Origin of the sequence: Accumulibacter sp. (assembly GCF_036625275.1) — a bacterium.
Lineage (GTDB): Bacteria > Pseudomonadota > Gammaproteobacteria > Burkholderiales > Rhodocyclaceae > Accumulibacter.
Window position 1 is genome coordinate 63,906 of the sequence record NZ_JAZKUD010000010.1, and the last position, 16,261, is coordinate 80,166.

A 16,261-nucleotide genomic window follows, 5' to 3' on the forward strand; every position below is an offset into this window, starting at 1 on the left:
GCGATCGAGTTGAGGATTGATTTCTGATCTCATTGGAGCAATGCAAAATGCCTTTTACTACAAATGACGACGTAAACATTCTTCAAGCCAGCGACAGTACCAATATTGGTGCGGGGCAAGGAAACGATAAATACATTTTATCGAACTCACTGTCGGCGACTGCTCCAGGGAAAACCATCAACATCACCGATCCGGATGGTACGAATACCTTGCAGCTGATTGGTGGATTGCACATCGTCAGTAGTGTGGTATCTGCCACTTCCTTGCAGTTGACCCTGAGCAATGGCGTGATTGTGAACGTTTTTGGCGCAAGTTCCTTCAGCTACGAAATCGGTGGGGATCCGTTGACTGGCACCCCAGGAACGATCCAAAACTACTCCACATTTGTGACCTCCACCCTGGGGGTGCCCAGTGTTCCGACCGGCAGCGCTACCGCGACTGGCGGGGTAGTAGATATTCCTGGATCAACCGCACCGGTGACTGTGGGGCAGATTCACACGCTTACTGAAAGCATAACGGCAGGGACTCCGGACGTCACGGCCATCTACTGGGGCTACAACCCGCATGATGCAACTGCCGGCAATAGCGGAACGCCCGCGGATGGCGGTATTCCTGTTACTGATCTGGTCAACTTTCTGACTACCATCACCGGTCTGAACTTCAAACAGTTGGGGCTGATCGATGCCGACGGCGTGGACCCGTTCCGGAACGTCACCAGCCTGACTCTGAACAATCCGCTGACTACCGGCGCGACCAACACGACAGGTGGTTCGGGAGACGACGCGGACGCAAGCAATACCCTGACCATCTACTATGCCGACGGGACCAGCATGAACGCCGAGGCGGTGCTGGGCACGGCTTACTTTGACTTTCTGAGCAGCCTGCTGTTCGACAAAAATGGCAACACCCGCCTGTTTGAAAAGGTAATTACGGAGGGGTCTAGTGGCGGCACGCAGCCCATCAAGCTGACGCCTACCGTGAACAACGGTGGCACCATTGAACCTGGGGTCACCAGCTCGGGCGACGACCTCATTGTCGCTGGCCGACTGGATCTGCTGCACCAGGCCTACCTCGACGGTGGCTCTGGCCGCAACATCCTGGAAATCGATGCGAAGGGACTTTACGCCCAGCCACTGCAACTGCTGAATATTCAGGAAATTCGCGTCAACGACCTGCCGAACTTTTACACCACGAACACCAGCGTACCCGGAGCTAACAGTATCGATACTTACCCGGATCTGGTGGATGATCTCAACCCTGTGAACAATAACAGCTGGCTCGATCTGAGCCGTGCCACTGCAATCACCAAACTGGTGGTGACCGACGAAAGTGTAAGTAGCGGTAATCTGACCATCGTCGGCATACGCAATGCCGCCACCGCGCGCCTGGAAGGCAATTTTGGCGGAGGCACCACCATTTTGCAGTACGGCCAGGGTCAAACCGGCACGTTGAACGTTGAGCTGGCACTGGGTGATGTCACCAGCGACATCAACCTGCTGCAAAATGCAGCCGTTCTCAATATCGATTCTCAGGGTGTCGAAAACCACATGCATGTGTTCTTTGCAGGTGGTTCGGTCAGCCGCATGAACGTCAAGGGTACGGGCGTCTTCGGCGTTGATGAAAACCTCGCTTCCAGCTTCAACCAGGGCCGTCCGGTCATCATCGACGCCTCCGCCAACACCGGTGGTCTGGATGTGACCCTCGACAACGTCGGTTCTGACACCTATACCCACTACAATGTCAAAGTGATCGGTACGGTGGCGGACGACGAAATCGCCGTCAAGAATATCCACACCACCGCCAACAACGGCAAGGTGGTGATCACCGCCAACGATGGTGACAACACCATCGTCACCGACGGTAGCGACATCGTCAATATCAGCAGCGGTATCGGCAACGACACCATCAGTGCCAACGGGGGTGTGAACGTCACCATTGACACCGGTGCGGGCGACGACATCATCAGCGCCAACAGTAGCTTGAACGTCACCATCAACGCAGGTGCTGGAAATAACCGCATCACTGCCAACGGCGGCGTGTCTGGCGCCACTTTTGGCACCACCCAGGTCAGCATCACCACCGGTGATGGCAATGACGTCATCAGCGCAGTTCGCGCCAATATGGTGACTATTAACGCAGGTGCTGGCAACAACACCATTACCACCAGCGCCAACGAAGTCAATGTGACCACCGGTGCGGGCAACGACAAGCTCTATCTCTCCGGTATGGATACCACTTTCGATAACGGTGATTTGACGGAAGGCGGCAGTGGTACCAATTCTGGTGGTTTCAATAGTGGGAATCTCGACCACTACGGCTTGACCTCGGACTTTGTCGACGCGCTGGCCCCTGGCGCCCTGCTGAACCTCAGCCTGGGAGAAGGCAGCAATACCATCTATCTGGGTCGTGACGTGACAGACCTGGACGCCAGCCCCGATGTGGATGCCCAGTACGGCATCACCGCACTCGAAGGTTCGGTGATCACCGGTACCGGCATCAAGCTGTTCGTCGAGAACAACAGCGACCTGACCGAAGCCAATCTGACAGGTGCAACCATCACCTCCGTGGTGCTCAAGCAGGAACTGCGCATCACCGATGATCAGTTCACCGCCATTGGCTCTACGGCATTCAGCGTGCTGCGCGATGAGGAAGGTGCGACCGAAGACCTGTACCTCGTCGTCAACAGCAGTACCAGTATGGACCAGATCCTCAACGGTCATGCCTTGAGCACCAATGTGCGGTTGCATTTCGAGCTTCACGACGGTGCCGTGCTGACCCTGAGCGCAGCACAACTGTCCAAGAACGTGGCAGTCAATGGGATCAATGGCGCCGATGGCTTGAACGGCAAGGTCGTCATCACCGATGCGGGTCTGAACTTTGATCCATTCAACAGTGGCCCTGCCTATCTGGTGATTGACGGCGGCACGATCTCGGGCGGTTCGCTGGGCGCGACCGACGACATCACGATCCTCCGTTCCGTCAATGGCTACGAGCGTCCGACCCCGTCCTCTTCGACCGACACCCTGACGATCGACTCCGACGTGACTCCGCTGGTTACCACTGCGATCATCAGCGAAGTGGCGACCCTGAAGGTCATCGGTGCTGCTGACATCACCTTCAGCCATCCGGTCGACCTGGGGCGCGATGCCATCGACGGAACTCACCCTGCGCTGGCCGATGGCCGTGCCCCGGATTGGGCTGCACCTGAAACCGACGCCTACACCATCGATTTCTCCGCACTCACTGGCAAGATGCTCGGACTCACCGTTGCCAACTTCCAGGACGTGAAGCAAATCAAGGGGAACGGTACTGCGGTAGCCCCGGTGACTGTAAACGTTGAGCTGACCGACGGCAGCACGGTAGGCGCTTCGGGCCAGGCCAACGGTCTCAAGACCAGCGGCGTGCAAACCTACGTGGTCACCGCCATCGGCGATGACAGCGTCGGCGAAGATGTGCATGCCAGCAGCGCCACTATCTACCTCTGCGACCTGAGTAAGGATGTCAATGTCGTAGGTTTGCTCGGCAACTGGAACGACACGCTCAATGTCAAGCAGATCAACTGGGGGATCAACCTCCTGCTGGAGGGCGGTGGCACGGCTAAGGCCGATGGCGACCCGAACTACTCGAACGTCGGTACGCTGAACGCTGAGTACTTTTTTACGGGAGCCACCGCCAATGTAGAAATCAAGCATCAGGACACTGCCGACACGCGTCCGGTGCATGTGGCTGGCCTCAACATCGCTAATGCCAAGACCATCAATGTTAACGTTGCTGAAGGTAACGCCATCATTGACTCGATCAATAATGACGATGCTTCCATAGGATTTGTCTTTGGCAAAGACGTCGTTGAGAATCTCGTCCTGACTTCTGCTGGGGACGTGACCGTCAAGGGCAACTTGGACATCGGTGATAACGCGGCTGGCCACCTGAAGACCCTGGACGCTTCTGCGGTGGCTGGCACCTTTACCCTGAATCTGACCACTACGGTTCTCACCGATCTGAGCAACACCACGGTGACGGGGCTGGACAAAGTGGTGTTCGGTGCTGACCACGCTGCTTTGACGCTGAGTGTCGACCAAGCGATCACAACCGGCCCGACAAACGTCACTACCGCCACGGGTATAGTCGACTCCACCTTGAACTTCGAGAACTTGGCCGATCAAGCGATCGACATGACGGCTTTTGGCGTGAAAAACATCGGCACGGTTTCCATCGCTGACGTAAACGGCACCGTGACCCTGGACCATGGAACCGTACTCGGCAATGCGCTGAACAATGCCGATTCTCTGCTGATTAAGGCGGATCTGAACGATACCACCGTTGAAATGACAGCGGCCCAGTTCAGCCAGCTCAATGGCAACGGCACGGTGACTTCCAGCAACGGTACGGACAGCAGCACGGGTAAAGACTTCAAAGCCACCATGGTGTTGACTGACCTGTCACCGAGCACGCAGCTCAACTTCTCGGACGTTGATCAATCCATTGCAACCACCCCGCACAGTAAAGTGGATGTCGTGCTTCGTGTGGAAGGGCTGACAGCGACCAATGACTTCGGTATCGCAGGTGACGCCGACACGTCTGTCACTCTGGAAGTCGCTGCCGGGGCCAGTGATCTTTCGAAGGGAGGGCTGGGGAGCTTCGTTAAAGCTGTCCACTTTACTGGCGACGCGACTTTAACGCTGACTGCTGCGCAAGTGGCTGCTATTGGCACGACAGATGCTGATGGCGACGGCGATGCCGATGCCTGGACGGTTGCGCCGGGTGTCACCGTCAAGCTGAACGTTACTGACGTACATGATGGCTTCGCACTCGATCTGAACAAGCTCGAAGCTGCAGGGATCGATATCGGAGCCTTGACGCTTGCAGACACCAATGCATCCATTACATTTGCTGCAGCAGCAACGCTGGGTAACGCGGACTCGATTGTGACTCCAACCGATGCGGTAGACGGTATCGAAGACACTACACTGAGCCTGAACGCCTCTCAGTTCAATCAACTGGCGGGCACGGGTACGATCACCGGTGGTGCTACGGTGAACATCACCGACCTGCTAAACAATACTGACACCGACCATCTGGTGCCGCTGACTCCGGATACGGCGTTCATCGACGTTTCCAATATCTCCGCACCCAAGGGTACGATGACATTGGGTCAAGCTACCGTCACCCTGGACGCATCGTCCTATGTCTCTGGTTTCAACATGGTGTTGGGCAACGGGCAGATGATCGAGTTCAGCACTGCCGCGCAAGCCAGTGGTCAGATGGTCACAGAGGCCACTTTTGGTCCCACGACGACTGCCATCGCTTGGCTATTTACGAGCCTCGGCGCTCTGTCCGCGGTGGATACCAGCAAGTACGACGGCGACATCAACACGCTGTATATTCTCGAAGACCTTGTTGATGGCAAGAATGAAGAAAGCTTGTGGACCACGCTGGCCGAATCCATCGTCGTCGAAAAGACGAACGTGAATGGTATCCCTGATGTGCTGATCGCTTTCGATCGTGTCAACACCTTTGAGGCACTGACGGCGATTGCCGGCGTAACCTACGATGATCAAGCGCAGTTCGCGACGATTCAGGATCTGACCATCAACCTTGAAGGCAACACCAGCATCGGTAACGTAGGCATTGGCGATACGGTGGGTGAGGGTGACTTCCAGTCACTGACCATCAATTCGTACGAAGACCGCAGCACGCTGACCAGCGATAACGGCTTCGACTTCCAGCCCAACAAGGTCGGGAATATTGGTCTGAATGCGGGCACCACTGATGAGTTGCTTAACGTCACCTTGAACACCTACGCGAATGCCGATGGAGTTTTGGTGCTCGGTGATCATTTGGGAGCACCTACATCCGATGGCGGCTTTTATGATGATGACAATGTCAGCAGCGCTGCAGCGGAACGGGATGGTCTCGCCCTCGAAGTAGGTACTATTACCTTCGGTGCAAACGCCACAGTCGCACACCCCACATCCACAGCGCACTTGACCTTGACCGGTGATGAAGATATCACCATTGCCGCGGTCAATATTGCGGACGCCGAAGTCAACCTGCTTGACATTGACGCCACAAATTTGACCGGCAACCTGGTTATCAGTGCGATCTCCCCGGTCAATGGTTTCAATGACTTCGAACACATTTACGTGATGGATGGCTTCACGGGTGGAGTCACCGATGTCTTGGGCACTGGACCTAACGATGACCTTCTGGTTGTCGATGGAGGCAATAACGATCTTACCAAGATTCCCTTGGCCAACTTCGACATTGATGCGGTGCATTTCAACAAGAACGGCACTCTCACCCTGACTGCAGAACAGGTGGCTGCTATTGGCACGACTGATGGTCCAGATGCCGACCACGTTGCAGATGCTTGGTCAGCTTTGGCCGGGCTCAATGTGACGCTGAATATTACTGAACTTGATAGTGCTTCTGCTTCCATGGCACTTGACTTGGTAGCGGCCGCAGGCATCAATATTGGTACCGTCACCATCAAGGACACCAACGCTAGCGTTGTCATTAATCCAACGACGAACCTGGGGGGTGCAGACAGCATTATCGTACCGGCGGGTACGACGCTGGATCTGACCGCTGCTCAATTCGACCAGCTCGACGGCACCGGCACCATCACGGGTCTGACAGCGACAGGTGAAGCCAAGGGTAAGGTGAACATCACCACGCTGGTCAACACCCTGGATGATGCAGACCTAGATACTCTCCCCGATGACTACACTGAAATCGACGTTACTGGTATCACGGCTGACCACGGCACCATTACCTTGGGCGCAGCAGACGTGACGGTTGGGGCGCTGTCCAAGCTGGGTCAGTTCTCGATCACGCTGGACGACATCAACTCCTCTGTCGTACCCAATGAACTGGCCGGTCAGACGATACGGTTCAGTACGGCTGCACAGGCCGAGCGAGCAATCATTGTGCAGGGGGCAGATCCGGCTGTTGGCATGGTTGCAGGTGATCCAGAGCGTGACACCAATGTGGTGTGGCTGTTCAACACCATCACGGGCACGGCTACGGCAGGCAAGATCAACACGCACGAATACGATGCAGCCTTGGGCCGTGTGTGGGTGAACGACCAGTTGGTCAATGGCCATAACGTCGAAGACATCTTCTCCAGCCCAAGCGCGATTCTGATCAATCCGACTACGGGTCTGGTGAATCTGAATTCCACAACTATCATTCGCGTGGTGAATACGGCGGATCTTGCTGCCCTGCTGCCGGAGAATCATGGCGTCGACCGTACGGTTGAGGTGGAAGCCTATACCCAGTTGCCTGGTGGCCTGATTTTCAACAACCCGGACAAACTGGTTGGCGTGCAGAATCTGACCATGGATCTGGGTGGTGCTGTCAATATTGGCACCTTGTCCATCGACGATATCGTGGCGCCTGCGATCATCAACAACAACCACTTCGGTACGCTGACCATCAACTCGAAGCTGGCTGGCCCTGCAGTGGATACCTATCTGCTGCCTGAAGGTTTTGATCCAGCGCACAATCCCTACCCGAGCGCTGCCAACGTGATTGGTGCCATCTCCAGCGGGGCGACTCGCGACGAGATGGCCAACGTAACGATCCATACCTTTGCTGCGGGTCAGGGCGTGGGTCTGAACACGGGCACGATCACCTTTGCCGAAACCGCTAATCTGGTGAGCAACCCGGCGCCTCAGAACCACACGGCTACGCTGACGGTGGACGGCAGCAAAGATGTCAACATCCAGTCAGTGAATACTGCCGATACGGACATTACGGCCTTGGTCGTCAATACCACTGGCTATACGGGTGTTTTGACAGCTCCAGGCGCTAGCCCTGGGTTGGCGTTGAACGATACGGAAGCGCTGACCTTCAACAACGGAGATGTTGTGGATGACCCACTTACGACTCTGGTTAATGAGGGCGGTACCATCACCCTAGGCCGTGTCGCAGCGGGAGCGGTAACGGCTAACGCCGGTGTTGCGGGTGACAAGCTGAGCGTGATCGATGCTCTTCACTATGATGGTACGTTGAACCTGGGCATCCTTGCCCAACTCGACAGCACCAACGATACGGCTGATCTGAACGCCGACGGTGATATGGACGATATCGTAGGTGGTGTGGCCGAAACCCGTGCCTTGACCTTCAGAAGTGGCCAGGGTATTACCACCGCAACGCTGGCAACCGCGAACGGTCTGACCCCGACGCTGAATGCGGGTAGCGAATGGTCGTTTGACTTCACCGGTGCAGCTTCAGGTAGCTACCTGAAGATTACATCGTCTGCGGTCTTCCAGGGTGGCTCGACCTTGCGACTGAACAACGTTCCATTGGTCATCGAAGGTGCGGTCAATCTGTCTCAATTGGTGGATAACCCGGCGACCGCAACCTACACGGAGGGTCTGTTCATCACGGGGGGTACGATCGAAGTGCTGGCGGGTGCCACACTGACGCTGACAGCTGCCCAAGTGATTGCTTTGGGTGCGGTGAATATCGTTGGCGAGGGGACTATCAAGGTCACGGGTGATGCCTCCAACCTGGCTTTGGGCGCCAATCTCCGTACTGCTGTTGTGGACATAACTGGTGTGACACTCATCGCATCTCCTGCAGCAGGTTTCGATGTCGATGATACGGTGGATCTAACTCTCCTAACGGGTGCAACCGTCGGGGCGACACTTAATCTTGCTCAAACCGTACTGGGCTCACCCAATGCTGATGCCATCACGACTACCAGTCCTGGTAAAGACACCATTACTGGTGGCGCTGGTAATGACTCGATCAACGCTGGTACAGGCAATAACACTATCAATGTTGACGCGGGCACCGACACCATCACGGGTCTGAACACGGGTGATGTGCTGGTGGTGTCTTCGGCTGCAACGGCAAATGCATCGCTTTTGACGGGGTTTGTTGCGACGCCTGCAACGGTCAATGCCGGCACAGTAACCTTGACCAACATGGGTACCGATGCGACCAGCACGATCAATGTACTGGCTGCGACGGGTTCAAAGGGTTTCGACCTTCACGGGTCTGCTGCTGCAGCTTTGTATGCTGATTTCCTGATTGGTGGTAACCAAGCGGACATTATCAATGGTGGCAATGACTCGCAAACAAATGTTCTGGCGATTGATACGCTGACAGGGAACGGCGGTGCGGACAGCTTTGTGTTCGACATCGCCAAGAGCAATCCGACGCAGCCAGTGATTGTGCCAGTGGTGGCTGCGATTGACCGCGAGTTGATCACCGTTACGGCTGATGGTACAGACGACAACAATGAGACGATCAGCATCACCTACGCGGTGAACGGAGTGGCTAGCGCCATCATCGTCGACAACAGTCCGGCGCTTGACGTGACAGACGCCAATGCTGTGGCTTCCGCCATTGCGACGGCGCTCGATGCAGTGGGCGGGATCTCGGCCTCTGCGGTAGGAGCCGTAGTCACAATTGCGGGTGACAACGGCAACTCAATCCAACTCATCGGAGGCGCTGCCACCATCGGTGGTACTGTGACAACGTTGGCTGCAGTCTACAGTGATGGTACCGATGTGGCACAGAGTACTGATGTCACGATCGATCCCACCATCGTCACGGGCGAGTTGTATAGCGTGTTAGTGACACTGGCCGAAGGCACGACCCTTGGGGTCAGCTATACGGCAGTGCCCGGCGATACTGCTACTGACGTGGCCACTGCTCTGCGGACTGCATTCAATGCCCTTCCAGCGGCGGTGGGTGTGGTGTTGGCGTCGAATGCGGGTAATGTGCTTACCTTTGTTGACCAAGAGGACAACGACGGGGGCTTCACGGTCACCGCAGCCGGTGCTGGGGCGGTGACAGGTTCAGGTGCATCGGTACTGGGCGCGGCAGTTGATGGTACGCCGACCTTGGCCGAGGCTACTGCTGATGTCATCACGGACTTCGTGACAGGGGTGGACCACATCAGCTTCGTCAATAACGACAGCGTCGCCTTGGCTGATGGCCAGGCTACCAACTACTTGGAGGCGGCTGCCGCGCCTGATTTCGCAACGGCGCTTGGCAATGCCCAAGTGGCGATGGACGGTGTCGTGATTTACTACGTTACCTCTTCGACCGCGGATGCGACAGGTTTGGTGTTCTTTGATGCCAATTCGGATGGTAACGTCGATGGTGTGGTTTCGCTGACTGGTATTACCAGCGCTAACTTTGCTTTTGGCGACATCCATGCCTAAGTAAAGTGATGGTCAGGCTGGCTTCTTGTGAGGCCGGTCTGCCAGAGTAATTCAAAGCCCCCGGGTCTCACGAGGACTGGGGGCTTTTACTTTGGCTCTTCAATATTTAACAGGACAATATTTAACAGGACACCCATATTATTTTTGACATTCACCCCCCCCGATCTGCTACCATTTTCATTATCCATCGCCCCTGAACCCACAAGGCCGAACCCATGACCTTTCCCCGCTCCACCCTCGTCAGCCTCGACGACACCGCTTGGTACCATTGTATTTCCCGCTGCGTGCGCCGTGCCTTTCTGTGCGGCGAAGACCGGCTGACGGGCAAGAATTTTGATCACCGCCGTGCTTGGATTGCCCAGCGTATCAAGGAACTGGCAGGCGTATTCGCTATCAATGTGGCTGCGTATGCAGTGATGAGCAACCACTACCACCTCGTTGTCCATATTGACGAGGCCCGAGCACGCGGCTGGGATACGGAGGAGACGCTGACCCGCTGGACGCAAATTTTCACTGGTCCGTTGCTGGTAGCCCGCTACCTTTCGCCCGCGCGCACCGAGATGGATCCGGCAGAAATTGCCCAGGTTGAAGAGATGGCGGCCACCTACCGCAGTCGCCTGCACGACCTATCGTGGTTCATGCGCATCCTGAATGAATCCCTCGCCCGCCAGGCGAATGCCGAAGATGGCTGCACGGGGCGCTTCTGGGAGGGGCGTTTCAAAAGCCAGGCCTTGCTGGATGAACAGGCGCTGCTGGCGGCGATGGCCTATGTCGACCTGAACCCGGTGCGGGCGGGCATTGCCGGGTCTTTGGAAACGTCTGATTACACCTCGATCCAGGAACGGTTAAGCGTGCTACCGGCAGCAGTGGAGGAGGTAGTGGTCTTGGCTGTGGAAGAAAATCCCGCAGAAATAGGGCCGGACGTACCGATGGCCACCGAAAAAACACCGGAGGCAGTCGCCTCCCCAGTTGGTGAGGCAGACCTGGCTACCCCGGCGGCCAATGCGAACGTGACCCCCCTGCTAGCGCTGGCAGAAACCGCCATTTCCTTGCCGCAAGCCTCGCTGATGCCCTTCGATGCTACCGGTCGCACGCCCTGGGCGGTGCCGTTTGCATTTGCCGATTATGTCGAGTTGGTCGATTGGACGGGCAGAGCCCTGCACCCGAAAAAGAAAGGATTCCTCCCCGCCGATCAACCCCGGATTCTCGACCGCATGGGCATGGATGGTGAAGCTTTCATCGCCTATTCCAGCCGTTTCCTGAAGGAGTTCGGCAGTGCGGTGGGCGCACCGAATGCACTGGTGACCTGGTGTGCGCGGCGTCAGACGAAGTATCTGCGTGGAATCCGTGCGGCCCGCAAAGTGTTTGGTGGGGAGCGGGAGAAAATAGCTGCTTGAAAAAGAGAAGGGAAAGGGGTCAGGGTCAATGGTTTGCCAGGCCACCATGCCAAGGCACCTGCACCGCAGGTAAAATGCGCCGATGGCAAGCGAACACGACCGCGGCTACAAATTCCTCTTCTCGACGCCGGAACTGGTGCGCGACCTGATCCTCGGTTTTGTGCCGGACGAATGGCTGCACAGCCTCGACTACCGCACGCTGGAGATCGTCCCCGGCAGCTACGTCACCGAGGATCTCAGCAAACGTTCCGACGACATCGTCTGGCGGGTCCAGGTCGGTGGCGAGTGGGTCTATCTCTACCTGCTCATCGAGTTCCAGAGCGGTGTCGACCAGTACATGGCGCTGCGCATGATGGTCTACGTGGGTCTGCTTTACCAGGCCCTGATCAAGCAGAGCCTACTGTCCGACGACCGCCTGCCGCCGGTCCTGCCGATCGTTCTCTACAACGGCAGCTCCCGCTGGAATGCAGCGACCGACGTCTTCGACCTGATTCCGCCGGTGCCGGGCCTGGTCGAGCAGTTCAAGCCGCGGTTTCAATACTTGCTGGTGGACGAGAACGCCCACACTGACAGCGAACTGGCCTCGCTGAAGAACCTCGTGGCGGCCGTCTTCCGGATCGAGCACCCGGCTTCGCCGGAAAGCATCGGTGTCCTGCTCGGACGGCTCGACGAATGGCTGGTCGGTCGCCCCGACCTGCGGCGGATGTTCGCCATCTGGATCCGGGCGACATTGATGCGCACGTACGTTCTTGCGCCACATTCGCGTCCAGTCTATCGACGAACTGAAGACGTGTATCCTCAAGGGCATCAAGGAAATAAATCAGGCACCCGTGGTGTTTCGTTGGAAAAAATTCGACATGAAAGCTGCCTGATCTGTAGCCCATTTAATGGAACGAACCAGTAGAAATAGCGGCCAGAGTGCGGAGAACCCCAGCAAACTCTTTCTTGCCATCGATGCGGCGGCCCCGCATTTTTCCGGAGCGGGGGATGTCTTGTTCACTCCTGAAGGCGAACCGGCCGCAGTGGCCACCAGCGCCATGAATTTCCTGACGGCCTACCAGACTGCCGCCAACCGCACCGAATCCGCGCACCAGTCATTGCTCGAAACCGGGGTCATCGTTGCCAAGACGCTGACACAGGAAATCGACCAGCAGGTGCATGCCATCGGTGGCTTCAGCGTCGTCGATCAGGAAAAGCTCAACGCCTTGCCCGATGAAACTCTCGCCCAGTGGGCCAGGGAGTGGGTTACTGGCGACAGTCTATGCTCACTGGGCCAGCCTGCGGCACCTGCAAAAGGTCGTTTTGGCCTCGTCACGCCCGGCCAGTACCAATTGATTCCGCCTTGCCAGCCTTGTGTGGGGTTGGCGGGGCGCTTTCCACCCTCCCAGCGGCTGGCGGGCCACGGAAAAAAGCCGGGCACACAGTAAACCGCAACGGCCCGGAAGTGCCTCCGGATGCCGCCCCCCTCCGGAATCCAGTCGGTTAGAATGACCCGATGGCCAGCACTCACGATACGGGTTACAAACTACTCTTCTCGCATCCTGCCATGGTGCGCGACCTTCTGCTCGGCTATGTTCCGGGGGAATGGGTCGGAGAGGCGGACTTCAGCACCCTGGAACACGTCAATGGCAGCTATGTTTCGGAATCCGAACGGCAGCGTCACGACGATATGGTGTGGCGGGTGCAGGTCCGGGATCGCTGGCTGTGGGTCTATCTGGTCCTTGAATTTCAGAGTGAGCCTGACCCGTGGATGGCGGTACGGATGATGGTGTATGTGGGACTCCTTGCCCAGAATCTGATCCGGGAAGGGGAACTGCATGAAGGCAAGCTTCCGCCGATTTTGCCGATGGTGCTGTACAACGGCGTGCCCGAATGGAAGCCCTCGACCGAGGTCAGTGATTGCTTCGTGATGCCGCCCAGTGGGCTGGAAGCTTTCCGGCCCCGATGGCGGTATCACCTGGTGGATGAAGCGCGCTTGAAACTTCACCCGGTGGGCGCGGTACGCAACTTTGCCGAAGCCCTGTTCAATCTGGAGAATGGTCAGTCCGTGGCGGAGATGCGTCAGGTATTGCAAGCCCTCGACCAAGTCTTGCGGACCCCCGAGTCACAGCCCTTGCGGCGGGCCTTCGGCCTCTGGGTGAAATGGTTGTTGCGGCGCAAGTCACCCCGCAGCAACCTTGAGGAAATCGATCAAATCCAAGACATCATGGAGGCGGATACGATGTTGGCAGAACGTATTGAAGGCTGGTTTGATGAAGCGACGCAAAAGGGAATTCAGCAGGGACGAATGGAGGGACGGATGGAGGGGCGGATGGAGGGACGGATGGAGGGCGAGTTTCGCGTCCTGTCTCGCCAGCTAACCCGCCGCTTTGGCGAATTGCCGGTTTGGGCCGAGGACAGGCTGGCCAAGGCAACCGAAAGCGAGTTGGAAGCCTGGACAGACGCCGTACTGACCGCCGCCACGCTGGAGGAGGTTTTTGCGCCGCCGCCGGCCTGTCACTGACCCCGTGCAGCGTGTCTTCGGGCCAATGGGCATGGAGCAACCCGGAGAGGCCCGCCCCGCATGAAGCGGCCACGGCCCGGAAGTGCCTCCGGATGCCGCCCCCCTCCGGAATCCAGTCGGTTAGAATGACCCGATGGCCAGCACTCACGATACGGGTTACAAACTACTCTTCTCGCATCCTGCCATGGTGCGCGACCTTCTGCTCGGCTATGTTCCGGGGGAATGGGTCGGAGAGGCGGACTTCAGCACCCTGGAACACGTCAATGGCAGCTATGTTTCGGAATCCGAACGGCAGCGTCACGACGATATGGTGTGGCGGGTGCAGGTCCGGGATCGCTGGCTGTGGGTCTATCTGGTCCTTGAATTTCAGAGTGAGCCTGACCCGTGGATGGCGGTACGGATGATGGTGTATGTGGGACTCCTTGCCCAGAATCTGATCCGGGAAGGGGAACTGCATGAAGGCAAGCTCCCGCCGATTCTGCCGATGGTGCTGTACAACGGCGTGCCCGAATGGAAGCCCTCGACCGAGGTCAGTGATTGCTTCGTGATGCCGCCCGGTGGCCTGGAAGCTTTCCGGCCCCGATGGCGGTATCACCTGGTGGATGAAGCGCGCTTGAAACTTCACCCGGTGGGCGCGGTACGCAACTTTGCCGAAGCCCTGTTCAATCTGGAAAATGGTCAGTCCGTGGCGGAGATGCGTCAGGTGTTGCAAGCCCTCGACCAAGTCTTGCGGACCCCCGAGTCACAGCCCTTGCGGCGGGCCTTCGGCCTCTGGGTGAAATGGTTGTTGCGGCGCAAGTCACCCCGCAGCCGCCTTGAGGAAATCGATCAAATCCAAGACATCATGGAGGCGGATACGATGTTGGCAGAACGTATTGAAGGCTGGTTTGATGAAGCGACGCAAAAGGGAATTCAGCAGGGACGGATGGAGGGACGGATGGAGGGCGAGTTTCGCGTCCTGTCTCGCCAGCTAACCCGCCGCTTTGGCGAGTTGCCGGTTTGGGCCGAGGACAGGCTGGCCAAGGCAACCGAGAGCGAGTTGGAAGCCTGGACAGACGCCGTACTGACCGCCGCCACGCTGGAGGAGGTTTTTGCGCCGCCGTCGGCCTGTCACTGACCCCGTGCAGCGTGTCTTCGGGCCAATGGGCATGGAGCAACCCGGGTGCCGCCCCCTCCGGAATCCAGTCGGTTAGAATGACCCGATGGCCAGCACTCACGATACGGGTTACAAACTACTCTTCTCGCACCCTGCCATGGTGCGCGACCTTCTGCTCGGCTATGTTCCGGGGGAATGGGTCGGAGACGCGGACTTCAGCACCCTGGAACACGTCAATGGCGGCTATGTTTCGGAATCCGAACGGCAGCGTCACGACGATAGGGTGTGGCGGGTGCAGGTCCGGGATCGCTGGCTGTGGGTCTATCTGGTTCTTGAATTTCAGAGTGAGCCTGACCCGTGGATGGCGGTACGGATGAAGAGCGGGCCCCGGAAATTCGGACAGGAGGATAAGTGGTAGCCTTGCCCCTACGAACGGCTGCGTAAGCAGCCACCACAGGAGCAAGAGCATGGCCAGAAGGACGAGGCGGAATCACACACCGGCATTCAAGGCGCAAGTGGCACTGGCGGAGCTGAAGAGCGACAAGACGCTAGCGGAGCTGGCGCAGCAGGATGACATTCACCCGAATCAGATCACGGACTGGAAGCGGCCACTGACCGAGCATGCGGTTCAGGTTTTTGGTGACGCCAGAAGCCCTGCGAGCAGTGATCCGGACCTGACGAAACGGCACGCCAAGATCGGCCAGTGGACGCTGGAAAACGATTTTTTAGAACATGCGCTCACCCAGGCGGGCCTGCTGAGCGCAAGACGAGGATTGACCGCAACCATAAGCTCCCTGTATCGCATCAGTGCGCCCTGCTTGGGCTGGCTCGTTCGAGCGTGTACGACACGCCACGCGAGGTCTCGCCGGAGGACCTCGCGCTGATGCGTCGTATGGACGAATCACATCTCGAGCCCCCGTTCGCGGGCGCACGCCTGTTACGCGATCTGCTACGCCCCGACGGATCTTCCTCCACGTAGTAGACGAAACTACGCTTTAACTATCGGTTTTTGTTAAACAAATAGCCAATGCCGCGAAAGCGGCGCCTGCCTACGCGGCGAGCTTGTCGGCTTTGGGCTTGA

6 protein-coding genes and 3 pseudogenes are annotated in these 16,261 nt (G+C 57.6%); all 9 read left to right on the top strand.

All coding sequences use genetic code 11. From position 1 onward, the window contains the following. The first annotated feature begins 47 nt into the window (after positions 1 to 47). On the top strand, positions 48 to 10,184 hold the full coding sequence (locus V5B39_RS06615) for a beta strand repeat-containing protein (protein ID WP_332342132.1): 10,137 nt from the start codon (positions 48 to 50) through the stop codon (positions 10,182 to 10,184). 215 nt (positions 10,185 to 10,399) lie between these two features. Beyond that, the gene (locus V5B39_RS06620) at positions 10,400 to 11,581 is read left to right on the top strand and encodes a transposase (protein WP_332342133.1); all 1,182 of its coding nucleotides are present in this window, start codon (positions 10,400 to 10,402) and stop codon (positions 11,579 to 11,581) included. Positions 11,582 to 11,663: 82 nt separating this feature from the next. Next, positions 11,664 to 12,173: pseudogene (locus tag V5B39_RS06625) on the top strand (Rpn family recombination-promoting nuclease/putative transposase); the annotation flags it as partial. A 145-nt stretch (positions 12,174 to 12,318) separates the two neighbouring features. Next, positions 12,319 to 12,453, top strand: a pseudogene (locus V5B39_RS06630) (IS630 family transposase); the annotation flags it as partial. 15 nt (positions 12,454 to 12,468) lie between these two features. Next, a complete protein-coding gene (locus V5B39_RS06635; protein WP_332342134.1) occupies positions 12,469 to 13,008 on the top strand; it encodes a SapC family protein in 540 nt (179 codons plus the stop codon). Between the two features lie 68 nt (positions 13,009 to 13,076). Continuing rightward, positions 13,077 to 14,084 (top strand): Rpn family recombination-promoting nuclease/putative transposase, encoded by a 1,008-nt coding sequence (locus V5B39_RS06640; protein ID WP_332342135.1) that lies wholly within the window; start codon positions 13,077 to 13,079, stop codon positions 14,082 to 14,084. 133 nt (positions 14,085 to 14,217) lie between these two features. Next, the gene (locus V5B39_RS06645; protein WP_332342136.1) at positions 14,218 to 15,201 is read left to right on the top strand and encodes an Rpn family recombination-promoting nuclease/putative transposase; all 984 of its coding nucleotides are present in this window, start codon (positions 14,218 to 14,220) and stop codon (positions 15,199 to 15,201) included. Positions 15,202 to 15,286: 85 nt separating this feature from the next. Then, complete coding sequence (locus V5B39_RS06650) at positions 15,287 to 15,598, top strand: Rpn family recombination-promoting nuclease/putative transposase (RefSeq protein ID WP_332342137.1); 312 nt, start codon at positions 15,287 to 15,289, stop codon at positions 15,596 to 15,598. Between the two features lie 49 nt (positions 15,599 to 15,647). Then, positions 15,648 to 16,144, top strand: a pseudogene (locus V5B39_RS06655) (transposase); the annotation flags it as partial. Between the last annotated feature and the right edge of the window lie 117 nt (positions 16,145 to 16,261).